Source organism: Chromobacterium sp. Beijing, assembly GCF_021496765.1.
GTDB lineage: Bacteria > Pseudomonadota > Gammaproteobacteria > Burkholderiales > Chromobacteriaceae > Chromobacterium.
Map to the genome: position 1 here is coordinate 318,054 of NZ_CP053750.1, position 22,818 is coordinate 340,871.

The 22,818-nt window shown below is 66.3% G+C and carries 23 protein-coding genes and 1 pseudogene; 8 read left to right on the forward strand and 16 right to left on the reverse strand.

Annotated elements, in window-relative coordinates:
• Positions 1-51 precede the first annotated feature (51 nt).
• The 9 genes and pseudogenes from HQN78_RS01490 to queC form a co-directional block, all read right to left on the reverse strand.
• Positions 52-522 (reverse strand): DoxX family membrane protein, encoded by a 471-nt coding sequence (locus tag HQN78_RS01490; protein WP_227104262.1) that lies wholly within the window; start codon positions 520-522, stop codon positions 52-54.
• A gap of 263 nt (positions 523-785) precedes the next feature.
• On the reverse strand, positions 786-1,535 hold the full coding sequence (locus tag HQN78_RS01495) for a DNA-binding domain-containing protein (protein ID WP_235087467.1): 750 nt from the start codon (positions 1,533-1,535) through the stop codon (positions 786-788).
• Positions 1,522-2,349 (reverse strand): DUF692 domain-containing protein, encoded by an 828-nt coding sequence (locus HQN78_RS01500; RefSeq protein WP_233246718.1) that lies wholly within the window; start codon positions 2,347-2,349, stop codon positions 1,522-1,524. Before HQN78_RS01500 ends, HQN78_RS01495 begins: the two co-directional genes overlap by 14 nt.
• Before the next feature lie 46 nt (positions 2,350-2,395).
• Positions 2,396-2,671, reverse strand: coding sequence for a DUF2282 domain-containing protein (locus HQN78_RS01505; RefSeq protein WP_107800083.1), 276 nt, complete (start codon positions 2,669-2,671; stop codon positions 2,396-2,398).
• 163 nt (positions 2,672-2,834) lie between these two features.
• Positions 2,835-3,095 (reverse strand): DUF2282 domain-containing protein, encoded by a 261-nt coding sequence (locus HQN78_RS01510; protein WP_107800082.1) that lies wholly within the window; start codon positions 3,093-3,095, stop codon positions 2,835-2,837.
• 480 nt (positions 3,096-3,575) lie between these two features.
• Entirely contained in the window at positions 3,576-4,022 is a 447-nt protein-coding gene (locus HQN78_RS01515; RefSeq protein WP_235087470.1) for a hypothetical protein, read from the reverse strand.
• Positions 4,023-4,207: 185 nt separating this feature from the next.
• On the reverse strand, positions 4,208-4,564 hold the full coding sequence (locus HQN78_RS25640; protein WP_370646599.1) for a 6-pyruvoyl tetrahydropterin synthase family protein: 357 nt from the start codon (positions 4,562-4,564) through the stop codon (positions 4,208-4,210).
• A 12-nt stretch (positions 4,565-4,576) separates the two neighbouring features.
• Positions 4,577-4,894: pseudogene (locus tag HQN78_RS25645) on the reverse strand (6-pyruvoyl tetrahydropterin synthase family protein); the annotation flags it as partial.
• A gap of 334 nt (positions 4,895-5,228) precedes the next feature.
• On the reverse strand, positions 5,229-5,927 hold the full coding sequence (queC, locus tag HQN78_RS01530) for a 7-cyano-7-deazaguanine synthase QueC (RefSeq protein WP_107800079.1): 699 nt from the start codon (positions 5,925-5,927) through the stop codon (positions 5,229-5,231).
• 362 nt (positions 5,928-6,289) lie between these two features.
• Here queC and HQN78_RS01535 point away from each other — a divergent pair, with 362 nt between their 5' ends.
• Positions 6,290-7,402, forward strand: a complete 1,113-nt coding sequence (locus HQN78_RS01535) for a M35 family metallo-endopeptidase (protein WP_235087473.1) — start codon at positions 6,290-6,292, stop codon at positions 7,400-7,402.
• A gap of 122 nt (positions 7,403-7,524) precedes the next feature.
• Here the strand turns inward: HQN78_RS01535 and dcuC are convergent, their stop codons facing one another.
• The 7 genes from dcuC to HQN78_RS01570 form a co-directional block, all read right to left on the reverse strand.
• Positions 7,525-8,874: an anaerobic C4-dicarboxylate transporter DcuC gene (dcuC, locus tag HQN78_RS01540; protein ID WP_235087475.1), complete on the reverse strand. Its 1,350-nt coding sequence runs from the start codon at positions 8,872-8,874 to the stop codon at positions 7,525-7,527.
• A gap of 177 nt (positions 8,875-9,051) precedes the next feature.
• A complete protein-coding gene (locus tag HQN78_RS01545; RefSeq protein WP_235087478.1) occupies positions 9,052-9,573 on the reverse strand; it encodes a hypothetical protein in 522 nt (173 codons plus the stop codon).
• A 153-nt stretch (positions 9,574-9,726) separates the two neighbouring features.
• On the reverse strand, positions 9,727-10,365 hold the full coding sequence (locus HQN78_RS01550) for a DUF5610 domain-containing protein (protein ID WP_235087480.1): 639 nt from the start codon (positions 10,363-10,365) through the stop codon (positions 9,727-9,729).
• A 424-nt stretch (positions 10,366-10,789) separates the two neighbouring features.
• Positions 10,790-11,866, reverse strand: coding sequence for a glycerophosphodiester phosphodiesterase (gene glpQ / locus HQN78_RS01555; RefSeq protein ID WP_107800074.1), 1,077 nt, complete (start codon positions 11,864-11,866; stop codon positions 10,790-10,792).
• Positions 11,867-12,136: 270 nt separating this feature from the next.
• A complete protein-coding gene (locus tag HQN78_RS01560) occupies positions 12,137-13,153 on the reverse strand; it encodes a Gfo/Idh/MocA family oxidoreductase (protein ID WP_235087481.1) in 1,017 nt (338 codons plus the stop codon).
• Positions 13,154-13,314: 161 nt separating this feature from the next.
• Positions 13,315-14,313 (reverse strand): inositol 2-dehydrogenase, encoded by a 999-nt coding sequence (gene iolG, locus HQN78_RS01565; protein WP_235087483.1) that lies wholly within the window; start codon positions 14,311-14,313, stop codon positions 13,315-13,317.
• Positions 14,303-15,169, reverse strand: coding sequence for a MurR/RpiR family transcriptional regulator (locus HQN78_RS01570; protein WP_235087486.1), 867 nt, complete (start codon positions 15,167-15,169; stop codon positions 14,303-14,305). The genes iolG and HQN78_RS01570 overlap by 11 nt, the downstream gene beginning before the upstream one ends.
• Positions 15,170-15,374: 205 nt before the next feature.
• On the opposite strand from HQN78_RS01570, the gene HQN78_RS01575 reads away from it, so the two are divergent.
• From HQN78_RS01575 to iolD, 7 genes are all read left to right on the forward strand, one after another.
• Positions 15,375-16,478 carry a sugar ABC transporter substrate-binding protein gene (locus HQN78_RS01575; protein ID WP_235087488.1) on the forward strand — a complete coding sequence of 368 codons (1,104 nt, stop codon included), beginning with the start codon at positions 15,375-15,377 and terminating at the stop codon, positions 16,476-16,478.
• A gap of 2 nt (positions 16,479-16,480) precedes the next feature.
• On the forward strand, positions 16,481-17,626 hold the full coding sequence (locus tag HQN78_RS01580) for an ABC transporter permease (protein ID WP_235087491.1): 1,146 nt from the start codon (positions 16,481-16,483) through the stop codon (positions 17,624-17,626).
• Positions 17,623-17,892 (forward strand): hypothetical protein, encoded by a 270-nt coding sequence (locus HQN78_RS01585; RefSeq protein WP_235087493.1) that lies wholly within the window; start codon positions 17,623-17,625, stop codon positions 17,890-17,892. The genes HQN78_RS01580 and HQN78_RS01585 overlap by 4 nt, the downstream gene beginning before the upstream one ends.
• A complete protein-coding gene (locus HQN78_RS01590; protein ID WP_231461293.1) occupies positions 17,879-18,673 on the forward strand; it encodes an ATP-binding cassette domain-containing protein in 795 nt (264 codons plus the stop codon). The genes HQN78_RS01585 and HQN78_RS01590 overlap by 14 nt, the downstream gene beginning before the upstream one ends.
• Positions 18,674-19,002: 329 nt before the next feature.
• Positions 19,003-19,431, forward strand: a complete 429-nt coding sequence (locus HQN78_RS01595; protein ID WP_235087496.1) for a PfkB family carbohydrate kinase — start codon at positions 19,003-19,005, stop codon at positions 19,429-19,431.
• The gene (locus HQN78_RS01600) at positions 19,371-20,960 is read left to right on the forward strand and encodes a PfkB family carbohydrate kinase (RefSeq protein WP_235087499.1); all 1,590 of its coding nucleotides are present in this window, start codon (positions 19,371-19,373) and stop codon (positions 20,958-20,960) included. The genes HQN78_RS01595 and HQN78_RS01600 overlap by 61 nt, the downstream gene beginning before the upstream one ends.
• Positions 20,957-22,813, forward strand: coding sequence for a 3D-(3,5/4)-trihydroxycyclohexane-1,2-dione acylhydrolase (decyclizing) (gene iolD, locus HQN78_RS01605; protein WP_235087501.1), 1,857 nt, complete (start codon positions 20,957-20,959; stop codon positions 22,811-22,813). Before HQN78_RS01600 ends, iolD begins: the two co-directional genes overlap by 4 nt.
• The last annotated feature ends 5 nt before the right edge of the window (positions 22,814-22,818 follow it).

Genomic DNA, 22,818 nt, shown 5'->3' on the forward strand with positions numbered 1-22,818 from the left:
GGTCAATGCGTGTCGGAACGGGCATTATGCCACGCCGCGCTGGTCGCCGGTTCAGTCCCGCGCCGCATGGCACCGGCTCCAGCGCCGCAGCGGCGCGTCCAGGGACAGCAGGCCGGGGCCGAAGGCGAACACGGCGGCGATCAGCATGCCCCAGTAGTAATGGAATTCGCGGGTGGCCTCGGTCAGCCCCGGATAACTGATCACCGCCACCGCATTGAGGATGAACAGGCCGGCGGCGGCGAAGCGCGCGCCCAGGCCCAGCGCCAGCAGCGCGGACAGGCCCAGTTCGCCGGCCGTGGCCAAGGCCGCGGCGATGGCGGGCGGCAGCAGCGGCACGTGGTATTCCTCGGTGAACAGCAGGAGGGTGGTGTCCCAGTCGTCTATTTTGGTCAGGCCGGATTTGAAGAACACATTGGCGATCCACAGCCGGAACAGCAGCAAGAGCAGCGGTTGCAGCAGATCGCCGCCGCGGATCAGCCAGCGGTAGGGCGCGTTGAGGCGGGAGCAGGTCAAGGGGTTCATGGCGGGTGTCTCCTGTGTGTTGAGTATGGTTCAGCGGCGGCGCATGGCAAGCCGCGGGCGTGCGTTCCCCTCCATGCCCGCAAGCTTGGATGAGGTTCGGCGCTTAGAACCTGTTTACGATCTGCTGCGCTGCCGCGATACGGCGTTGAAAACACCTTCGAAATGCTCATGTACCACTCGTACATTCCGCTTTCTCAGCCGTTTTCGCCTTGTCTCGCTCTTGCTCGCGAGATCGTGAACAGGCTCTTAGGGTTTAAGCGTGTTTACAGCGTGACGTCTTGGATCAGACGCTGCTGGAACAGCCGCAGCAGGCCGGCTTGCAGGTCGAAGTCCGCTTCGGTGGCTAGCGCCTGTTCCACCGCGGTTTCCAGCGTCGCGCCGTCGAGGAAGGCTTGCAGCAGCGCGGCCAGGCCGGGCCCGACGATGTCGACCTGAACCCGGCCCTGGAGGCGGTAGACCAGCGTCGCCTCCGGCTGTCGGTGCAGATCCACGTCCAGCTCCACCGGTTGGCGTTGATGGGCCAGCCAGATCGACGCCGCCGGCCAGGGGCTGAGCAGGGCGGCGACGTCGGGCAGCGGCCGCAGCCTGAGTTCGCCCCAGCGTTGCTGCGGGAAGGCGGCCAGCGCGGCGCTGTCGGCCGGCGCGGCGTCGGCGGCGTAGTAGGCGCGGTGGCCCCGCCATTCCAGCCGCGCGACGTCCGCCAGATAGGGTAGTTCGCGCGCGTGTTCGAAGCCGGCGACGAAGTCGCCGAAACCGGCGCCGTACAGGTGCAGATTGCCGCTGAGCGACGGGTGGCCGCCGATGAAGACGCGGGCCAGGCCGGTGAAGAAGTCCTCGCCCACCAGCTGGCGGCAGACCGGGTAGATGAAGGCCAGGGTGTCGATCAGCCCCACCCGGTAATTGTTGCGGTAGACCGCGAGGCCGGCCGGGTTCAGCGCCAGCGCCGCTTTCGCCGCGCGGGCCGGATCGGCGATCTGTTCCAGCAGTTCCGCCTGCCAATCAAACCCGTTCATACGCGGCCTCCAGGATGGCCTGGGCCTTGGCGGCCTCGCCGCGCAAGGTGGCCAGCGGCGGAATCTCCAGATCCCATTCGATCAAGGTGGGCCGCGGGCCCAGCCGGGCGATGGCTTCGCGGTACAGCTGCCAGACGCCGTCGTGCACCGGCTGGCTGTGGGTGTCCACCAGCATGCCCTCACGTTCGCTGTAGCCGGCCAGGTGGATCTCGCCTATCGCCTCCGGCGGCAGCGCGTCCAGCACCGCGTCGGTGTCCACGCCCAGATTGACGCGGTTGACGTAGAGATTATTGATGTCCAGCAGGATGCCGCAGCCGGTGCGGCGCACCAGTTCGGCCAGGAACTCGCCCTCGTGCATCTCGTTGCCGGGGAACTCCAGATAGCTGGACAGGTTTTCCAGCAGGATGACTCGGCCCAGCGCGTCCTGGGTTTCCGCGACGTGGCCGGCGATCACCGCCAGCGATTCGCGGGTATAGGGAATGGGCAGCAGATCGTTGACGAAACGACGTTCGGAATGGTTGAAGGACAGGTGTTCCGACACCGCGGCCGGCTGTACGGCGTCCACCAGCCGCTTGAGCGAGGCCAGATGGGCCGGGTCCGGGCGCGCGGCCGAGCCCAGGCCCAGGCCGACGCCGTGCAGCGACAGCGGCCAACAGGCGGCCACTTCGCGCAGCATGCTCCAGGGCATGCCGCCGTCGAAGAAGTTCTCGCTGTGCACTTCCACCCAGCCCAGGTCCGGGCGGCTGTCCAGCGCTTCGCGGTAATGCGGGGCGCGCAGGCCGACGCCGCACACCGCGGGAAGCTTGGTTTCCATCATCATTCACCTCGGGTCGCCCGTCCGGGCGGGCCCGGCGGCGCGATTAGGATTGCTTCGGCGGCGGCGTGGTGCGGCCGCCCAGGCCCTCGCATGTGCCCTTGGGCACGTTGTGCCACTCGTTGGGATCGTTGTCCACCTTGGCTTCGCCGGCGCAGTAGTGGGCGCCGTCGGCGGACGCGCAGTCGTTCTTGCCGGCCGGGGTGACGCCGTAGCATTTTTCCTTGGGCTGAGGCGGATCTTCGGCCTGAGCCGAGGCGGCGACGCCCAGCGCGATGACGGCGCCGACGGCGGAAGCGAGCAGTTTGCGAGCGGTGTTCATGTCAGTCTCCTGTGAGGTGGGTGCGGGCCGGTTTGTGAGCGGACTCCAAGACCGGCGTTTGGCAAACCTCGCTGAGACTACATGGATTTGAAATTCGTTCTTTCAGATTTCGTTCAGATTCCGGCCGGCGCGCGACAAGGGCCGCGCTCCGGCCGGGTCCGGCTTACTTCTTGGGAGCGGTGCTGCCGCCCATTTTCTCGCAGCTGCCCTTGGCCACGTATTTCCAGTCGCCCGGGTCCTTGTCCGTCTTGGCCTGGCCGGCGCAGGAGTGGGCGCCGGTGGCGGACGCGCAGTCGTTCTTGCCTGCCTGGGCGATGCCGTAGCACTTTTCCTTGTCGGCGGCGGCCGCCGGAGCGGATGCCAGCGCGCCGATGGCGACGACGGCGCCGAGAGCGGATGCGATCAGGGTTTTGCTGGTACTCATGGTGGTTCTCCTGTTTAACGGCCTGTGGCCGAAACTTGATGGTGCGGATTATAAACGAGCCCGCGTTTCCCGCCCTTGCTTTCACCGGGTCGGACATGGATTGAGTCGGGGGCCTTGCCGGCTTCTTACACTGTAGATGCGATTTTTTGATTCACCGCGCCGCCTGGCCGCCCTTCTTGCCGGTAAGTCGGCGTCAAGGCGGTTCCATTACGGCGGAACGCGATTTTTTTTGCGGGGGAGCGAAGGGGCGAGGGAGACGGATAAGGATTGGGCCCCGAAGGGCCCGGCAAGTTCAGCGGATATTGGTAACTTTATGTGTCTGCACCGACAGCCGCCAGCGCGGATGGGCCATGCAGTAGGCGATGGCGGCGCGGGTGTTGGCGGCGAGGTTCGGGCCGTCCATCGGTTGCAGATAGAAGGTGTCGAAGTCCAGCTGTTCGACGCTTTCCGGCGTCTGCGTCGCCTGCGGATAGACCAGCTTCAGTTCGTCGCCGCTTTGCAGCAGCAGTTCCGCGCCGGCCTTGGGGCTGACGCAGATCCAGTCCAGCCCGGCGGCGCGGCCACGGTGCCGTTGGTTTCCACCGCCACCTCGAAGCCGAGCCGGTGCAGTTCGGCGATCAGCTCGGCGTCCAGTTGCAGCAAGGGCTCGCCGCCGGTGCACACCACATAGGGCGCGCCGCCGGCGCCGGCCGGCCATTCCGCGGCGATGCGCGCGGCCAGCGCCGCCGCGCTCTTGAATTTGCCGCCGTCCGGGCCGACGCCGACGAAGTCGGTGTCGCAGAATTGGCAGACCGCCTTGGCGCGGTCCTCCTCGCGGCCGGACCATAGATTGCAGCCGGAGAAGCGACAGAACACCGCGGCGCGGCCGGCCTGCCGGCCTTCGCCTTGCAGCGTGTAGAAGATTTCCTTGACCGTGTAAGTCGTCACAGCGCGTTCTCTAAATGTAATGAAGGGACAGGCTTAGAACGTGTTTACGATCTTGCGAGCTAAGGCGAGACAAGGCGAAAACGAGCGAAAAAGCGGAATGTACTCGTGGTACATGAGCACTGAGCTTGGTTTCAACGCCCATTTCTATCCATCCCGCCGACGCGCGGCAGATCGTAAACAGGTTCTTACAGCAGCGGCCAGCGCATATCGTCGCGGAACATCAGCGACACGCCGCGCAGCTCCTGCTCCATCAGGTCGATGCGCGCCAGTTCCGGCACCAGCGGCGACAGGTGGGCGTGGACCCACTCCGCCACCGAGGCGCTGTCGCCGCCGCGCACGCCGCTGAGCCGGTCCAGCGGATTGTGGTCCAGCTGGCGGTAGATGGGCTTGAAGCGGTCCTTGACGTCGCCGAAGTCCAGCAGCCAGCCCATGGCCTGGTCCAGCTCGCCGCTGAGCATCAGCCGGACCAGATAGCTGTGGCCGGTGTAGGCGCCCTGGTCGTTGAAGGGCCGGGCGCTTTCAAAGCGCTGTTCCTTCCAGATGCGGAAGCGCCGGCCGTCGTACTGGCTGCCGGCGCTATGGGTTTCGCGCACCTCTACCCAGGCCAGGCCCGGCAGTGTGTCGGCCAGCCGCTGATGCAGCCATTGCGCCAGCACTTCGCTGGTGGGGTTGTCCAGGCCGGCGATGTCGTTGAGATAGCGGTGATTGAGTTCCTGGAACAAGGGCCGCCAGGCGGCCTCCAGCCGCGGATGGCCGCTGAGCCTGGCGTCGGCGGCGAGACGCACGCCGAAACCGTGGCCGTGCAGACGGCCGCATTTATGGCCAGCCGGCACATGGGGCAGTTGATGGGCGGCCTCGAACTGAACCTGTATCCAGTTGAGGGCGAGGTCGCCGTCCAGCGTCACGCCGCGCTGCGGCGAGCTTTGCAGGCTCAGCGCCGCCGGGCAGGGTAGGGCGGCGGCGAGGTGGGCGGCCAGCGCCAGATCGTCGCATTGGCTCAGTTGGCGGTTCAGATCGGCGTAGTCCAGCGGCGCGACGGCGGCGTCCAGCGCCGCCTGCAGCCGCTCGTGGGCCGGGTATTGGGCGTCGGCGCGGGCGATGACGCGAAAGCTGTGGCCATGCGGGCGCGCGGTGAGGTCGGACGCGCCGCTCACCTGCCGGGCGGCTTCGAAGCGGGCGCCGGCGATCAGGCTGGAGGTGTGCATCTCAGTCCTCCTGGCGGGTTTGGCAGCGGACGATCAGCGGGTCGGGCACGCCGGCTTCGGCGAAACCCTTGGCGCGCAACTCGCAAGACGCGCAATGGCCGCAGGGCGGTACCTGTCCGTTATAACAGGTGTGGCTCCAGGATAATGCGTCCATCGCGCCGACTTGTTGCGCCAAAGCCACGGTTTCCGCCTTGGACAGATACATCAGCGGCGCGTGCAGCTCCACTCGGCTGTCCATGCCCAGCCGCAGCGCCACTTCCAGCGCCTTGAGGGTGTTTTCGCGGCAATCGGGATAGCCGGAATAGTCGGTCTGGGCGACGCCGGCGACCAGGTGGCGCGCGCCGCGGGTATAGGCCAGCGCGGCGGCGAAGGTCAGGAAGATCAGGTTGCGGCCGGGCACGAAGGTGTTGGGCAGCGCGTCGTCGTCGCGGGCGCCGTCTTCCGGCGCGATGTCGGCGTCGGTCAGCGCGTTGCCGCCGATGGCGGCGAAGGTGTCGATGGGCAGCACGGTCTGGCGCACGCCGGCGAGCGCGGCGATCTTGCGCGCGCAGTCCAGCTCCACGCGGTGGCGCTGGCCGTAGTCGAAGGTGACGGCTTCGACATTGTCGCGGCCGAAGGTCTGCAAGGCCCAATACAGGCAGGTGGTGGAGTCCTGGCCGCCGGAAAGGACGACCAGAGCCTTTTCAGGAGTCTGATTCATTGTGTTCGCCATTCGATAAACAGTCGAAGGTTGAGATGCGGAGCCGGGCGCGGCGCGGGCCTGCCGGCATGTCGCCTGCCTGGATCGGTCTCACCAAGCAGGGCAACCCGCTACTTTAACCTAGAACAGGCTGTTTTATGAAGCGTGCCAAAAATCAGACAGCCGCCGATTTCGTGTCGGCAAGGCCGCTTTTCTTGATTGAAATCATGTCTTCGTCATGTAATTAATGACTTTCGCATTCGAAATATGTTTGCGATCCATTTTAATAAACACGTGATGACAAAGGGGTTGGAAGGGCTGGCAACGCGCTGTCGGGCCACAAGCGCGGCAGAGGGGCCGGTGTTTCCGCCAGGAGAAGATCAATGAAAAAAGTGTTGCCGATTGCCTTGTTCGTGATGGCTTTGGGGGGCGGCTTCGCCCAGGCGCATGATCTGCAAGTGAGCGTGGCCAAGCAGCAGGCCGCGGTGGCGGCGGATCAGGACGTCGAGGTGGTGTTGAATTACCGCAATACCGGCAAGGAAACCTTGCATATCTACAAATGGTACGTGCCGGGGCAGGATTTGCAGGAACAGATTTTCGAGGTCAGCCGCGACGGCAAGCCGGTCAGCTATCTGGGGCCGCGCTACAAGCGGGCGGTGCCCACCATCAAGGATACCGTGGCGCTGGCGCCGGGCGCTTCGCTGAGCGTCAAGGTCAAGGTGTCCGACTACTACGATATGTCGAAAAGCGGCCGTTTCGACGTGCGCTTCCAGGCGGCCAGCTCCCGCGTGCTGAACCGCGCCGCGCCGCAGCTGAACGCCAAGATCGCTTCCGGCGCGGAAGCCGCCGCTGTCGCCGACGAGGTGCTGAGCTCGAATACCGCCAGCGTGTCGGTGGCCGGCCGCAGCAGCAAGCTGCTGAAGCAGTCGCTGGACGCGCAACGCGAATGGTCCATCCTCAGCCGCAAGGCCGCCGCTTCCAGCGTCAGCTATGCGGCCAATTGCTCGGTGACCCAGCAAAGCCAGACCAATGGCGGCGTCAGTGCGGCCATCAATATGGCCAACGATTCGGTCAGCTATCTGTCCGGTTCTCCGTCCGGCACCCCGCGCTACACCACGTGGTTCGGCAAGTACGCGCTGGCCAACTGGAACACCGCCAAGTCCCATTACGTCAGCATCAAGGACGCGCTGGACACCAAGCCGATCAGCATCGATTGCGGTTGCACCCAGGCCGGCACTTACGCCTACGTCTATCCTGCGCAGCCGTACAAGATCTATCTGTGCGGCGCCTTCTGGAACGCGCCGACCAGCGGCACCGACTCCAAGGGCGGCACCCTGGTGCATGAGCTGTCCCACTTCACCGTGGTGGCGGGCACCGACGACCACGTTTATGGCCAGGCGGGCGCCAAGAACCTGGCGAAGACCAATCCGACCCAGGCCTTGAACAACGCCGACAACCACGAATACTTCGCCGAGAACACCCCGGCCCAGCAATAAGCTTTCCCTTGCGCAATGAGAAGCGGCCGCCTGAGGGCGGCCGTTTTCTCTTCGGCGGGAACCGGGTTTGGCGGCGCTTCAAACGCCTTATTGCTGAAGCGCAGCAGATCGGAAACGGGTTCTCAGGCCGGCACCAGCGCCAGCGTGCCCAATACCACAATCACCAGGCCGACGATCACCGGCACCGAGGTGCGCTTGACGATCTCGAACGGCGACACCTGACCCATGCCGGCGCAGGCCACCACCACGCCGGACACCGGCGACACGGTGCGGCCCAGGTTGGACGCCTGCAGCATGGGGATGGCGAGGAAGGCCGGGTTGATGCCGGCTTCGGCCGCCAGTTTGGGGATCAGTTCCACGAAGGCGTAGAAGGGCGCGTTGCCGGAGCCGGTGGTCAGCGCCGCCAGCGTGGTGATCGCCACCAGCACCAGCATCAAGACCATGGCGCCGGAGCCGAAGGACTGCGCCAGGCCGATCAACTGATTGATGAAGCCCAGCGCGGACAGGCCGTGGGCGAACACGCCGGCGGCCACGATCAGCATCACCACGCTGCTGAAGGCGTCGCCCATGCCCTTGTAAGCCACTTCCAGGCCGGCGAACACCGGCGCGGCGCGGCGATGGCGCAGGAATTCCACCAGCGCGGCCAGCACGATGCACAGGATCAGCACGGTGACGATGTGCAGCTCCGGCGCCAGCTTGCCGTTGAACACCAGCACGCCGGCGATGGGCGTGAACGGCAGCAGGCAGTACAGCGCCGGCGCGTCGGTGACGATCTCGTGCACGTCCTGGCGCGTCAGCGGCAGGTTTTCCTTGCGGTCCAGATAGCGTTGCCAGAAGAAGTGGGCGCAGCCTATGCCGGCGATGGCCAGCAGCGAGATGGGCAGCGTGGTCTTGAAGGCGAAATCGATCAAGGGCATGCCCGAGGCCTGGGCGGCGATCACCACGTCGCCGGAGGTGGGCGACAGGATCAGCGCCGCCGGCGACGCGCAGATGGCCGCCGCCGCGCCGCGGCTGATGCCCATGTTCACCATCAGCGGGAACAAGGTGGCCATCAGCAGCACGCCCAGGCCGGTGGCGGACGACACCGCCAGCGACAGCAGGCAGGCGACGAAGTAGGCCGCCACCATCAGCACGTACGGCGACTTGATGCGGCTGAGCAGCTTGGAGGCCAGCTTGACCACCATGTCGTTGGCGCCGATATGGGTCATATAGCCGGCGAAGCCGCACAGCGCCATCACCATCAGGCCCAGGTCCGCGGCGCGGCTGCTGAGCAGGGATTTGACGAACTCGGCGATGTCCGTGGCGGCGTGGCCGGTGGCGGCCACGTTTTTGGGCAGCACCGGCATGCCTTGCAAGGCGGTGGCGATCAACAGCGCCAGACCGCCCAGCATCAGCACGCCGGTGGCGGAGTAGCCTTTGAAGATAGCCCGGCCCACCAGCAGCGTGACTATCGTGCCTATCAGTAATTCCATATCCAGCTCAATGTAAATAACAAAATTATAATTTACTAAAAAATACGAATGAGCATATTTCTAGATGAATCAAAATTGATATGGGGCAAGAACGCGGCGCTCGGCCGCGCTTAGGGAGGGCAGGGAGAGAGGGACAGGCGCCTGAAGCGCGTTCCGCGCTAGAGCCGGAATCGTTTCCTAGACCGGCGGCTGGCCGAAGTTGATCAGCGCCACCGTCACTTGCTCCTTGGCCGAGACCAGATCGTGGTAGGCGAGGTGCAGCATATTCATGTTTTCCAGCACCTGGTGGGTTTCATTGAAGCCGCAGTCCAGGCTCTGCCGCGCGACGGCCAGGAAGATGAACAGCTGCTGCATCGGCGATTGCTTGGGGTGTTGCTGCCGGTAGAGGGCGTACAGCTGGTAGAAGTCGTGGATGATCCGTTCCGCCGCGTAGCCGGGATTGTGTTCCAGGCCCAGGCCGCTCAGCAGGTCCTTGCCCATCAGCGGCAGATCCAGCGCGCAGCTGAGCGGGTCCATCACCGCGTGGTGAAATAAATCCAGGAATTGCTTGTCGGCGGAAAAGCGGCTGTCGGCGCCGGGCTTGGCCGCGGCGGCGGCGGGCTCGCGCTGGCGGCCGTGTTTGCCGCCATGCTCCTGTTGCGAGAGCTGATGTCCGGCGGCGCGGCCGGCATGGGTCAGGGTAATGGGCAGGATGGGCATGACGGTCTCCTTGCGAGCATGCCGCCGGTCTGGCTGGCGGCGTTCGGTCGGAAACGCGGTGTGGATCTGTTTCGCTTCCCCGGCCATGACCTATTTTCGGCATGGTCGGGGAAAACTTTATTTTTAATTTAACGCTGCATTCAGTTTTAACCGTCAGCTTGTTGCCGCGGCGGCGTCGCTCTGGGTCTTGGGCTTCATGCTGGCGACGAAGTCGTCAAAGCCCTTGTTGACCAGATCGCGGGTTTTCTTGATCTCGTCGGCGATATTGCCGTTGAACACCTTGAGGCCGTTGAGGACGTCCACGGCCTCGGCATAGCCTTTCTCGAAGCCGCCGCGCACGATGTCGACAAAGTTCTTGGCCTGCTCTTCCTGGCTCAGTTCCGGATGTTGCTTGGCGTAGGTGCTGAAGAAGCTGAGCGCGCCGGACAGGATGCGCTGGGACGTGCCTTCCGGCGAATTGTCCTCGCTCATCTTCTGTTGCAGGATGTTGGGCGTTTGCTGCGCGCCCTGGGCGCTTTGGCCGTCGGACGCGGCCTGGGCGTCGCCGCCGCCGTTCAGCTGATCGGCCAGGATCTGGTTGATGCTGTCGATGGCGGTGCGGTAGAGCAGGGACAGCGATTTGCCGTCGGCGTTGGTGGAAACGTCCAGATTGGCCACCAGCCGCGCGTTCAATTGATTGCGCGCGGTGACGGTGCTGCTGACGTTCTGGCCGTTGCTGCTGGTCTGGCTCTGCTGGACGCTGGCGCTGAGCTGACTGCCGACGGACGGGTTGTTCACGGAATTGACGGACATAGTGCGCTCCTAAGCGGAAAGGGCGGTTGCGATCGACGGCCGGAAGCGGCGCGACGCCTTCATGCCCAAGGCGCTGTTGGTGTTGGTCGACCTGGTCTGAATCTGCTGTGTTGTTGGGGGCTTGCGCAGGGGGCGCAAGGACACCGAGGGCTGCCTTACCTCAGTATGGCCATATTTTCGGCCGGGCCCGCGGAAACTTGAGGCTTATTTCGGTGAGCGCGTGCAATCGGCAGGCGGAGCCCAGGCTGGCTTTGGGCCGGCCCGGCTCTGGCGTTGACAGCCGGCGGCTACCGGCTTCGGAACGCGGGCTTAGGGCCGCTAACAAAAGCTCGCAGAGAACCTGAGCCAAGGCGCGCCGACGCAGGCAGTACAAGTCGTACGACAAGGAGGCGCAACGCAGGATCAGGGGTTTTGTTAGCGGCTCTTAGCGGTGCTGCTTCTGACGGCGCAGGAAATCCACCGCCAGGTCCGGGAAGTCGCTGAAGGCGCCGTCCACCTGGGCGCGGTTGTACACCGCGTCCAGCAGCTGGTCCATATTCTTGGCGTAGGCCGGCAGCGCGTCCTTGCGCAGGGTGTAGGGATGGATCACCAGGCCGTTGGCGTGCGCGGCGCGGCCCATGCCGGTGAGCTTGATCTTGCCCGGGGCGGAGGCCTTGTCTATCAGCATCGGGTATTGCGGGCCGATGCCGTCGGCGTACTTGGCGATTTCCTTCATGCCTTCCGGACGGAACATCCAGTCGTAGTTGTAGTTCACCCACTGACCGGCGGCGTTCTGTTCGAAGGTTTCCTGCCAGTCGGTGTAAGCGATCAGCTGCACCAGCTTGAGGTCCATGCCGGCCTTGGGCATCAGCTCGGTCTTGATGCGTTTCAGTTCGTTGAAGTCGAAGCACTGCAGGTAGACCTTGTCGTTCTTGCCGGTGTAGCCGTAGCGCTTGAGCACCTCCAGCGCCTTCACCGTGATGTCCTTGCCTTCCTGGCGATGGAACCACGGCGCCTTGATCTCCGGATAGATGCCGATATTGCGGCCGGTGGAGTGGTTCAGGCCCTGGATGAACTCGATTTCCTCTTCAAAAGTGTGGATGCGGAAATCGGACTTGCCCATGGGGAAGCGGCCGGGATAGCTCTGACGCTTGACGCCTTTGTCGATGTCGAAGCCTTCGGTGAAGCGCAGCGATTTGATTTCGGCCAGGGTGAAGTCGATCGCGTAATAGCGTCCGTCCTTGCGCGCGCGTTCGGGAAAGCGTTCGGCCACGTCGGTGACGCGGTCCAGGTAATGGTCGTGCAGCACGACCAGCCTGTCGTCCTTGGTCATCACCAGGTCCTGCTCCAGATAGTCCGCGCCCTGGGCGTAGGCCAGCGCCTTGGACGGCAGCGTGTGTTCCGGCAGGTAGCCGCTGGCGCCGCGGTGGGCGATGACGATCTTGTCCGCGGCCTGGGCGGACGCGGCCAGACCGATGGCCAGCGCGACGGCGGCGAGCAGGGGTTTGCAAGCGAATGACATGGCTTCTCCTTATATAGGGTGGTTCGCAATGGGCGTTGGCGCGACGCCATGATCGGATGCGCGGATGTCGGCGTGATGAAACCCGGCCAGTCCATCGGCATCGTCATGGTTTTGTTTTGGTGAAAAGGAGTAGGACGATAGGGTATCGCCGCGCCGGCGGCAAGTCCCCCGGCGCGGTAGTTTTGAAGGTGTTCACGCCTTTGCGGCGACCGCGAGGCAAGCGGTTTTCAACGCCGTATCGCCGACGCGCAGCAGACATTGATCAGGTTCTTACAACTCCACCGCCTGCCGGGTCCTCAAGGCCTCCGCGATGGCCAGGCCGATGCGGGTGGCTTCGCGGGCATCGGCCAGGCTCAAGGCCAGCGGCAGGTCCAGGCGCGCGGCGTCGACGAAGTGCTGCAGTTCCAGCGTGAAGGCTTCGGCGAAGCGCTGATAGAAATCCGTCACGCATTCATTGCGCACGCCGTGGCGGTCGCTGATCTCCACGCGGTTGGCGCGCGGGTTGGCGCCCACGCTCAGCCGGCCCTGGGTGGCGAAGATCTCGGTCAGCGTCTCGTGGCCGTGCGCCTGGGTGCGCGAGGCGTAGAAGCAGGCCAGCTTGCCGTCCTCGAACTCGCACATCGCCACGCCGTTGTCCACGTCGCCGTATTGCGCCAGCGCGCCGTGCACCGCGTTGACGCCGCTGGCCCATACCCGCAACGGACGCGGCGCGCCCAGCAGCCAGCGCGCCAGATCGATGTCGTGGATGCTGCAATCCATGAAGATGCCGCCGCTGGCTGGGGCGAATTGCACGAAGAAGCCGCTGTCGTCGTTGAGATCGCAGGTTTGCGAGCGCACCAGATAGGGCCGGCCCACCAGGCCCTGCGCCAGCTTGGCGGCGGCGTCCTGGTAGCTGGGGTCGAAGCGGCGCACGAAACCCACCATGGCCTTGAGTTCCGGGCGGCGGGCGGCGGCGCGCTCCACTCGCAGGCAGTCCTCCAGATTCAGCGCCAGCGGCTTTTCGCAGAACACGTGTTTGCCCGCGTCCAGGCAGGCGATGATCTGCTCGGCGTGCAGCGCGGTGGGGGTGGCCAGCAAGACCGCGTCCAGCCCCGGTTCGGCCAGCAGGCCCTCCAGCGCGGCGTGGCCGGCGGCGTCGGGTAGTTCCCGGCGCGCCCAGTCCAGTTCTTCCGGCAGCGGCGAGCAGACGGCGATCACGCGCGCGCCGACGATGCGCTCGCGCAGATTGAGCGCGTGGCGGCGGCCCAGCCGGCCCAGGCCGGCGACGCCGAGGTTTAATGTAGACATGACAAGCCTCCCTGTTGAGTTGGAACCTGTTCACGATCTGCTGCGCTGCGGCGATACCGCGTTGAAAACCGCTTCGAAATGCTCATGTACCATTTGTACATTCCGCTTTCTCAGCCGCAACGCCTTGTCTCGCTCTTGCTCGCGAGATTGTGAACAGGCTCTTAGACCGGATCCAATTCGATGACCTGACCCGAGCGCCAGGAGCGGGTGGCGGCGTCGGCCAGTTCCAGCGCGCGCACGCCGTCCTCCACCGTGGTGCGCGGCGCGGCGCCGTCGCGGATCACCTCCAGGAAGTGCGCCATCTCGGCGGCGTAGGCCTGGCGGTAGCGCTCCAGGAAGAAGGGCTCCGGCAAGTCGGCGGCCACGGCGCGCTCGCCGTAGGCGATCACCTCGGTGGGCCGGTGGTTGCCGGCCTGCAGCATGCCGCGGCTGCCCAGCACTTCGAAGCGCTGGTCGTAGCCGTAGGCGGCGCGGCGGCTGGTGTTGATCTGGCACAGCCGGCCCTGGCGGGTGCGCAGCGTCACCGCCGCGCTGTCGGCGTCGCCGGCGGCGGCGATGGCCGGGTCGCTCAGCGCGCTGGCGCTGGCGTGCACGCTGAGGACTTCGTCGTCCAGAATCCAGCGGCAGATGTCGAAGTCGTGGATCAGCATGTCCTTGAAGATGCCGCCGGAGCGGCGGATATAGTCCAGCGGCGGCGCGCCGGGGTCGCGGCTGGTGACGATCAGCATTTCCGGCGCGCCGATCTCGCCAGCGGCCAGCCTGGCCTTGAGCGCGGCGAAGGTGGGGTCGTAGCGGCGCTGGAAGCCGATCAGGCAGGGCACGCCGCCCGCGGCCACCGCCCGCGCGCACTGGCGCGCGCGCTCCAGCTCCAGGTCCACCGGTTTTTCGCAGAAGATGGCCTTGCCGCGCGCGGCGGCGGCCAGGATCAGCTCGGCGTGGGTGTCGGTGCTGGCGGCGATGATGACGGCGCGCACCGCGGGATCGTCCAGCGCTTGTTCCGCGGCGCAGGCCTCGGCGCCGTGGGCGGCGGCCAGCTCCCGCGCCGCCGGCGCGTGGCTGTCCACCACGTATTTGAGCCGCATGCCCGGCAGGCGGGCAAGGTTGGCGGCGTGGATCTTGCCGATGCGGCCGGCTCCGAACAGCGCTGCGTCAATCATCATATCCTCCAGTCTCCTTGGTTTCTTCTATGTTCAGCTCCAGCCGGCAGGCCAGCGCGATGAACAGCGCCTGGCACAGGCAGATGGTGCTGGTCAGCGAACGGAAGGAGAAGGCCGAGCCTTCCCTGACCGTCAATACCGCGTCGGCCCCGCGCGCCAGCGGGCTGAGCTGGCTGTCGGTGATCACCAATTGCCGGGCCTTGTGCTGCGCCGCCACCCGCGCGCAATAGCGGCTTTCCTTGCCATAGGGCTGGAAGCTGATGGCGATCAGCACGTCTTGTTCGCCAATGCTGCGGATTTGCTGCGGAAACATGCCGCCCAGGCCGGACAGCAGATGCACTTTCTTGGCGGTGTGCTGCAAGGCGTAGGCGATGTAGGAGGCGATGGGAAACATGCGCCGCACCCCGGTCACGTAGATGTTGTCGGCGTTCAGCAGCAGTTCCACCGCCGCCTCCAGCTGCGCCTCGTCCAGCGCGGCGTCCAGTTCCTGCAGGCCTTGCTGGCAGGCGGCGATGAAGTCCCGGGTCATGCCGGCGGCGGAGCGCTGCTCGTCGCGGCTGGCGATCAGGCTCTGAATGCGCTGGCGGTAATTGGGCTGCGGCGCGCCCTGTGGCGTAAATGCGTCACGGAACACGGCCTGCATATCGGAAAAGCCGGCAAAGCCGAAGCGCTGGGCGAAGCGGACGATGGCCGAAGGCTGCACCTCGCAAGCCTGGGCGATGTCGGTAATGCGTTGCAGCATCAGCGTGCCCCGGTGCTGCTCCACGTAGCCGGCAATCACTTTCAGCTGCTTGCTCAGCGTGTCGTATTCGGCGGCGATGCGCTGCATCAATTCCTCGGCGGGGACGGTGTTGGCCATGGGCGGGCTTTCCTAAGGTTTTGACCAGTATACGTTTTGTCCTTGTGTTCGAAAATAATTTTCTATTGAAAAACACATTTGGAAAATTATTTGCAGAATAGAGCGAAAGCTCTTAAGGTGATTTCACGCCCGACGCCAGACAGCGGCCGCGGCCGACACCATAGCGGGCCCCACGATGGGCCGGCGGAGAAGAAGGAGGAGAGAGATGCAGCAGCGATCCTGGAAGTGTAAGTGGAGGCGGGCACTGCCCGCGGCGGCGCTGGCGCTCTGCGCGCTGGCCCAGCCGGCCTTGGCGGCCGACGCCCGTTTCGTGCTGGTCAGCCACGCGCCGGATTCCGACGCCTGGTGGAACACCATCAAGAACGCCATCAAGCAGGCCGGCGAGGATTTCAACGTGCAGGTGGATTACCGCAATCCGCCCAATGGCGACCTGGCCGACATGGCGCGCTTGATCGAGCAGGCGGCGGCGCGCAATTACGACGGCGTGATCGCCAGCATCGCCGATTACGATGTGCTGAAGCGGCCGCTGGGCCAGGTGGTGGCCAAGAAGATTCCGCTTGTCACCATCAATTCCGGCACCGTCAAGCAAAGCGAAAGCCTGGGCGCCTTGCTGCACGTCGGCCAGCCGGAATACGACGCCGGCTTCGATTCCGGCAAGCAGGCCAAGGCCGCCGGCATCAAGAGCTTCCTCTGCGTCAACCACTACGCCACCAATCCGGCCTCCTTCGAGCGCTGCAAGGGCTTCGCCGACGCCATCGGCGCCGATGTGCGCAAATCCACGCTGGACGCCGGCGACGACCCCACCGGCATCGAAAGCAAGGTCAGCGCCTATCTGCGCAACAATCCCGGCACCCAGGCGCTGCTGACGCTGGGGCCGACCTCGGCCAGTCCGGCGATCAAGGCGGTGAAGAAGATGGGCCTGGCCGGCAAGCTCTACTTCGCCACCTTCGACCTGTCCGAGGACATTTCCAAGGCGATCAAGGACGGCACCATCAAGTTTGCCATCGACCAGCAACCCTATCTGCAGGGCTATATCCCGGTGGCGGCGCTGGCCATCATCAAGCGCGACAAGACCGCGGACCCGGTCAAGGTGGAAGCGGCGCTCAAGGCCAATCCCAAATTCCAGGCCCGGCTGAGGGAGTACGGGCTGGCCCCCTCTACAAGGGCCGCCACATCAACTCCGGCCCCGGCTTCGTCACCAAGGACAATATCGCCAAGGTGGAGAAGTACGCCGGGCAGTTCCGCTGACCGCCGTTTCCCGATGGACCTGACGCCCGGCGCCGCGACGGCTGCGGGGCGAGGAGCATAGCTATGAGCATGAGCAAGGCCAGCCCGGGCAAGGCCGCGGGCATCCGCATGGCGCCGCCCGGCGATGATGAAAGAGTGCGGCGGCTGTCGCTGTTCGACCGGCTGATGGGGCGGCCGGAATTCGCCGCCGTCGCCGGCGCGGTGCTGGTGTTCGCGGTGTTCGGCGTCGGCGCCGGCGGTTCCGGCATGTTCGCCGTGGACGGCATCGTCAACTGGTCGCAGGTGGCGGCCTATCTCGGCATCATCGCCATCGGCGCCTGCCTGCTGATGATAGCCGGCGAGTTCGATCTGAGCCTGGGCTCGATGATAGGCTTCGCCGGCATGATGGTGGCGATCCCGCCGCTGTACTTCGGCTGGCCGTTCTGGCTGGCCGTCCTGTTCGCCTTCGCCGGTTCGCTGGCGGTGGGCTGGCTCAACGGCTATCTGGTGCTCAAGACCCGGCTGCCGTCCTTCATCGTCACCCTGGCTTTTCTGTTCATCCTGCGCGGCCTGACGCTGGCGCTGTCCATTCTGTTCGCCAACCGCACCATCGTCAGCGGCGTCGGCGACCTGGCGGCGGCGGACCCGCTGGCGCAATGGCTGTTCGTCGGCCATGTCGGCGCCGGCCTGTTCCACTGGCTGGCCGGCATCGGCGCCATCGCTTCCTTGCCGGACGGCGGCGCGGCGGCGGCCGGTGTGCCCAAGGTGCTGCTGTGGTGGCTGGCGCTGGCGGCGATCGCGGCCTTCGTGCTGGCGCGCACCCGGATCGGCAACTGGATCTTCGCCGCCGGCGGCGACGCCAACGCCGCCAAGAACGTGGGGGTGCCGGTCAAGCAGGTGAAGATAGGCCTGTTCATGTTCACCGCCTTCTGCGCCTGCCTGTTCGCGGTGCTGCAAGTGTGCGACGTCGGTTCCGCCGCCGCGGACCGCGGCCTGCAAAAGGAGTTCGAGGCCATCATCGCCGCGGTGATAGGCGGCTGTCTGCTCACCGGCGGCTACGGCTCGGTGGTGGGCGCCTGCTTCGGCGCGCTGATCTTCGGCGTGGTGCAGATCGGCATCACCTACACCAATATCAATTCCGACTGGTTTCGCGTCTTCCTCGGCCTGATGCTGCTGATGGCGGTGTTGTTCAATCACTATGTCCGACGCCGCGTGACGGAGGCCAAATGATGGTCACGACCGGCAAAATCCCTGCGGCCGCGTTGCGCCTCCTTGCCGTACTCAATGTACTGTCCGCGTCGGCGCGCCTTGCCGCAGCCGCTGCGCTGAATTTTTCCGATCGTGACGGACCGAGGTCGAGCCGGCAAAACGATGTGGCGGCCTTGCGCCTCCTTGCCGTACTCGATGTACTGTCCGCGTCGGCGCGCCTTGCCGCGGCCGCTGCGCCGAACAATCCTGGCCGCGGGCCGCAAGGAGTCGAAGATGAAACCGTGTGACGACTACATCCTGGAGCTGGATCAGGTCAGTAAGACCTTCGGTTCGGTGATCGCCTTGCAGAAGGTGGATCTGCAGCTGCGCCGCGGCGAGGTGCATTGCCTGTTGGGCGACAACGGCGCCGGCAAGTCCACGCTGATCAAGACCCTGGCCGGGGTGCACCGGCCCAGCGGTGGCGAATACCGGGTGGACGGACAGCCGGTGCGCTTCGACTCGCCGCGCCAGGCGCTGGACCAGGGCATCGCCACCGTTTACCAGGATCTGGCCCTGGTGCCGCTGATGTCGGTGGCGCGCAATTTCTTCCTGGGCCGCGAGCCGATGAAGAAATGGCTGGGTCTGCTGCCGGTGCTGGATCTGGAACTAGCCGGCGAAGTGGCGCGCGACAAGCTGGCGGAAATGGGCATCCACATTCGCGACCCGCATCAGGCGATAGGCACCCTGTCCGGCGGCGAGAAGCAATGCCTGGCCATCGCTCGCGCCATTTACTTCGGCGCGCGGGTGCTGATCCTGGACGAGCCCACCGCCGCGCTGGGCGTCAAGCAGAGCGTCAATGTGCTCAAGCTGATTTCCAAGGCGCGCGACAAGGGCATCTCGGTGATCTTCATCACCCACAACGTCAACCACGCTTACCCGATAGGCGACCGCTTCACCCTGCTCAACCGCGGCCGCTCGCTCGGCACTTACGCCAAGGACGCGGTCAGCAAGGAGGAGGTGCTGGACATGATGGCCGGCGGCGCGGAAATGCAGAAACTGATGGCCGAGCTGGACGGCGTCCATATCTAACAACGGTATCGCCACGAAATCCAGGAAACCATTTTTAGCCGCGGAAACACACGGAAGGACACGGAAAAAGACAGTGTGGATACAAACGTGGCTTGCGTGCTGTCTCGTGGGTTTCGTGGTTGGCGTTTTGGATTTTGAGCCACGGAAATACACGGAAGCACACGGAAAAAAGCGGAAAACGAATAGCGCCAACTACGACCCCCAAGTTAAAGAACCCCCAAGGTTTTGTTGGGTTTGTCAGTGTATTTCCGTGTGTTTCCGTGGCTAAAAATGCCTGCTGATGTCTCTTTATGTATTCCGTGGCCAATCAAGCTTTCGAAGGAGGATGAATGCAAAACACCACCCGTTTCGCCAGCGGCCGCGACCGCGACCTGGTCTGCCTGGGCCGGCTGGCGGTGGACCTGTACGCGCAGCAGCTGGGCGCGCCGCTGGAAGACGCGGCCAGCTTCGCCAAATACCTGGGCGGCTCCTCCGCCAACATCGCCTTCGGCGCGGCCCGGCTGGGTTTGAAATCGGCGATGCTGTCCCGCGTCGGCGACGAGCAGATGGGACGCTTCCTGCTCAACACCCTGAGCGCCGAAGGCTGCGACGTCAGCCAGGTGAGGGTGGACCCGGAGCGGCTGACCGCCCTGACCCTGCTGGGCATCAAGGACCGCGACACCTTCCCCTGCTGTTCTACCGCGAAAACTGCGCCGACATGGCGCTCGGCGTCGAGGACATCGACGAGGACTTCATCGCCGGCAGCCAGGCCTTGCTGATCACCGGCACCCATCTGTCCCGGCCCGGGGTGGAGGCGGCCAGCCGCCGCGCGCTGCAATACGCGCGCCGCCACGACGCGCGCACGGTGCTGGACATCGACTACCGGCCGGTGCTGTGGGGCCTGGCCGGCCGCGGCGACGGCGAAACCCGCTACATCGCTAGCGAGGAGGTCAGCGCTCATTTGCAGAAGCTGCTCTCCGAGTTCGACCTCATCGTCGGCACCGAGGAGGAGTTCCTGATCGCCGGCGGCGCGGCCGAGCTGATGCCGGCCTTGGCCCGGGTGCGCGCGCTGAGCCGGGCGGTGCTGGTGGTCAAGCTGGGGCCCTTGGGCTGCGCGGTGATTCCCGACGCGGTGCCGGCGCGCATCGAGGACGCCTTCAGCGTGGCCGGCGCGCCAGTGGAGGTGATGAATGTGCTGGGCGCCGGCGACGCCTTCCTGGCCGGCTTCCTGTCCGCCTGGCTGCGCGGCGGCGACTACGCCGAATGCTGCCGCCGCGCCAACGCCTGCGGCGCGCTGGTGGTGTCGCGCCACGGCTGCGCGCCGGCGATGCCGACCCCGGCCGAGCTGGAGCGCTTTCTCGCCGCGCCGATGCGGCGGCCGGGCGAGGACGCGGCCTTGAGCCGGCTGCATCGGGTCAGCGCGGCGCGGCCGCGCTGGGACGAATTGTGCGTGTTCGCCTTCGACCACCGCAGCCAGTTTTTCGAACTGGCGCGCGCGGCGGGCGCGGACGAGGCGCGGCTGCCGCGTTTGAAGCAACTGCTGGTGCAAGCGGTGGCCGACGTCGAGCAGCGGCTGGATCTGCACGGGCGGGTGGGGGTGTTGATCGACGAGCGCTACGGCGCCGACGCGCTGTCCGCCGCCACCGGCCGTGGCTGGTGGGTGGGCCGGCCGGTGGAGCTGCCCGGCTCCAATCCGCTGGTGTTCGAGCAAGGCCGCGCGATGGCCGGCGCCTTGAACGCCTGGCCGCGCGAGCAGGTGATCAAATGCCTGGTCCAGTACCACCCGGACGATGAGCTGGACAACCGGCTGGAGCAGGAGGCGCAGGTCCGCACGCTCTACGACGCCGCCCAGGCCAGCGGCCACGAATTGCTGCTGGAAATCATCCCGTCCAAGGATTTGCCGCGCGCCGCCGACACCGTCTACCGCGCGCTCAAGCGCCTGTACAACCTGGGCGTTTATCCAGACTGGTGGAAGCTGGAGCCGCCCGCCGCCGCGCAATGGCCGGCGCTGGACGCGCTGATCGCCGAGCGCGATCCCTATTGCCGCGGCGTGGTGCTGCTGGGGCTGAACGCGCCCTTGGACGCGCTGCGCCGGGGCTTCGCCGCCGCGCGCGCCAGCCGCAGCTGCCGCGGCTTCATGGTGGGGCGCAGCTTGTTTCAGCGGCCGGCCGAACGCTGGCTGGCCGGCGAGATCGACGACGCCGGCCTGGTGGCCGAGGCCGGCGCGCGTTTCGCCGAGCTGGTGGCGGTGTGGCGCGAGGAGCGCGGCGAGGCCGGCCGCGCGCTCAGCCAGGAGGGCGCGCGATGAGCACGATGCGTTTGACCATGGCCCAGGCGCTGGTGCGCTATCTGGCCGCGCAGCGGGTGGAACTGGACGGCGAGGAGCTGCCGCTGTTCGCCGGTGTGTGGGCCATCTTCGGCCACGGCAATGTCGCCGGTCTGGGCGAGGCGCTGCAGCAGGCCGGCGACAGCCTACCCACTTGGCGCGCCCACAATGAGCAGGGCATGGCCCACGCCGCCATCGCCTACGCCAAAGCCCATTTCCGCCGCCGGATGATGGCGGTGAGCAGCTCCATCGGTCCCGGCGCCACCAATCTGGTCACCGCCGCGGCGCTGGCCCACGTCAACCGGCTGCCCTTGCTACTCTTGCCCGGCGACGTGTTCGTGTCGCGCGCGCCGGACCCGGTGCTGCAGCAACTGGAAGCGCCGCAGGACGGCACGCTGTCGGTCAACGACTGCCTGCGGCCGGTGTCGCGCTATTTCGACCGCATCGTCCACCCGGCGCAGCTGCTCACGGCGCTGCCGCGCGCGCTGGCGGTGCTGACCGATCCGGCGCAATGCGGGCCGGCCACGCTGGCGCTGCCGCAGGACGTGCAGACCATGGCCTGGGACTATCCGGCCGACTGGTTCCGGCCGCGGCTGTGGCGCATCGCCGCGCCACCGCCGGAACCGGACGCGCTGGAGCGGGCGGCGCGGGCGCTGGCCGCCGCGCGGCGGCCGCTGATCGTGGCCGGCGGCGGCGTGCTCTACAGCGCCAGCGGCGCGGCGGCCTTGCGCGCCTTCGCCGAGCGCCACGGCGCGCCGGTGGCCGAGACCCAGGCCGGCAAGAGCGCCTTGCCCTGGGACCACCCGCTGCAATTGGGGGCGATCGGCGTCACCGGCTCGCCGGCCGCCAACCGGCTGGCGGAACGGGCCGACCTGGTGCTGGCGTTGGGCAGCCGCTTGCAGGACTTCAGCACCGGCTCCGGGCAGCTGTTCCGCCAGGCGCGGCTGCTCAGCGTCAACGTCAACGCGCTGGACGGGATCAAGGCCGACGCCGTGGCCCTGAGCGGCGACGCCGCGCTATGCCTGGACGCGCTGTCGGCGCGGCTGGACGGCTGGAGCGCCGACGCCGGCTGGAGCGCCGAGGCGCGCGCGCTGGCCGATGACTGGCGCGCGGAGACGGCGCGCGTCACCGGTCAGCGCCAGCCGCACGGCCTGCCTTACGACGGGGAGGTGATAGGCGCGGTGCAGCGCCACCCCGGCTCCGAGCGCGACGACATCGTGGTCTGCGCCGCCGGCACCCTGCCGGCCGAGCTGCACAAGCTGTGGCGCGCGGCGACGCCGGGTGGCTACCACCTGGAATACGGCTATTCCTGCATGGGCTATGAAATCGCCGGCGGCCTGGGCGTGAAGATGGCGCGGCCGGAGCGCGAAGTCATCGTGATGGTGGGCGACGGCAGCTATCTGATGATGAATAGCGAACTGGCCACCTCGGTGATGCTGGACCAGAAACTGATCGTGGTGCTGCTGGACAACCGCGGCTACGGCTGCATCAACCGGCTGCAGCAGGCCTGCGGCGGCGCGCCGTTCAACAATCTGCTGGACGACTGCCGCCAGGGCCGCCACGGCGCGCCGCGGGTGGATTTCGCCGCCCATGCCCGCGCGCTGGGCGCCGAGGCCGAGCACGTGGCCGACATCGCCGGCCTGGAGGCTGCGCTGGTCCGCGCCCGCGCCGCGGAACGCAGTTATCTGATCGTGATCGACACCGATCCGGCGCGCACCACCGAGGCCGGCGGCTGCTGGTGGGAAGTGGCGGTGCCGGAGGTGTCGGAACGGGCCGAGGTCCGCGCCGCGCGCCAGGCTTACGAAGACCGGCTGCGCCGGCGTCAATACGAATAGCGGGG

What these genes read in the sequence shown, in the direction of transcription:
- HQN78_RS01550 (WP_235087480.1), bottom strand. Translation starts at nt 10,365, where the DNA reads ATGTCCGTCAATTCCGTGAACAACCCGTCCGTCGGCAGTCAGCTCAGC.
- HQN78_RS01505 (WP_107800083.1), bottom strand. Translation starts at nt 2,671, where the DNA reads ATGAACACCGCTCGCAAACTGCTCGCTTCCGCCGTCGGCGCCGTCATC.
- dcuC (WP_235087475.1), bottom strand. Translation starts at nt 8,874, where the DNA reads ATGGAATTACTGATAGGCACGATAGTCACGCTGCTGGTGGGCCGGGCT.
- HQN78_RS01585 (WP_235087493.1), top strand. Translation starts at nt 17,623, where the DNA reads ATGATGGTCACGACCGGCAAAATCCCTGCGGCCGCGTTGCGCCTCCTT.
- iolG (WP_235087483.1), bottom strand. Translation starts at nt 14,313, where the DNA reads ATGATGATTGACGCAGCGCTGTTCGGAGCCGGCCGCATCGGCAAGATC.
- HQN78_RS01500 (WP_233246718.1), bottom strand. Translation starts at nt 2,349, where the DNA reads ATGGAAACCAAGCTTCCCGCGGTGTGCGGCGTCGGCCTGCGCGCCCCG.
- queC (WP_107800079.1), bottom strand. Translation starts at nt 5,927, where the DNA reads ATGAATCAGACTCCTGAAAAGGCTCTGGTCGTCCTTTCCGGCGGCCAG.
- HQN78_RS01560 (WP_235087481.1), bottom strand. Translation starts at nt 13,153, where the DNA reads ATGTCTACATTAAACCTCGGCGTCGCCGGCCTGGGCCGGCTGGGCCGC.
- HQN78_RS01590 (WP_231461293.1), top strand. Translation starts at nt 17,879, where the DNA reads ATGAAACCGTGTGACGACTACATCCTGGAGCTGGATCAGGTCAGTAAG.
- HQN78_RS01580 (WP_235087491.1), top strand. Translation starts at nt 16,481, where the DNA reads ATGAGCATGAGCAAGGCCAGCCCGGGCAAGGCCGCGGGCATCCGCATG.
- HQN78_RS01575 (WP_235087488.1), top strand. Translation starts at nt 15,375, where the DNA reads ATGCAGCAGCGATCCTGGAAGTGTAAGTGGAGGCGGGCACTGCCCGCG.
- iolD (WP_235087501.1), top strand. Translation starts at nt 20,957, where the DNA reads ATGAGCACGATGCGTTTGACCATGGCCCAGGCGCTGGTGCGCTATCTG.
- HQN78_RS01490 (WP_227104262.1), bottom strand. Translation starts at nt 522, where the DNA reads ATGAACCCCTTGACCTGCTCCCGCCTCAACGCGCCCTACCGCTGGCTG.
- HQN78_RS01545 (WP_235087478.1), bottom strand. Translation starts at nt 9,573, where the DNA reads ATGCCCATCCTGCCCATTACCCTGACCCATGCCGGCCGCGCCGCCGGA.
- HQN78_RS01600 (WP_235087499.1), top strand. Translation starts at nt 19,371, where the DNA reads ATGGCGCTCGGCGTCGAGGACATCGACGAGGACTTCATCGCCGGCAGC.
- HQN78_RS01595 (WP_235087496.1), top strand. Translation starts at nt 19,003, where the DNA reads ATGCAAAACACCACCCGTTTCGCCAGCGGCCGCGACCGCGACCTGGTC.
- HQN78_RS01570 (WP_235087486.1), bottom strand. Translation starts at nt 15,169, where the DNA reads ATGGCCAACACCGTCCCCGCCGAGGAATTGATGCAGCGCATCGCCGCC.
- HQN78_RS01510 (WP_107800082.1), bottom strand. Translation starts at nt 3,095, where the DNA reads ATGAGTACCAGCAAAACCCTGATCGCATCCGCTCTCGGCGCCGTCGTC.
- HQN78_RS01535 (WP_235087473.1), top strand. Translation starts at nt 6,290, where the DNA reads ATGAAAAAAGTGTTGCCGATTGCCTTGTTCGTGATGGCTTTGGGGGGC.
- HQN78_RS01495 (WP_235087467.1), bottom strand. Translation starts at nt 1,535, where the DNA reads ATGAACGGGTTTGATTGGCAGGCGGAACTGCTGGAACAGATCGCCGAT.
- glpQ (WP_107800074.1), bottom strand. Translation starts at nt 11,866, where the DNA reads ATGTCATTCGCTTGCAAACCCCTGCTCGCCGCCGTCGCGCTGGCCATC.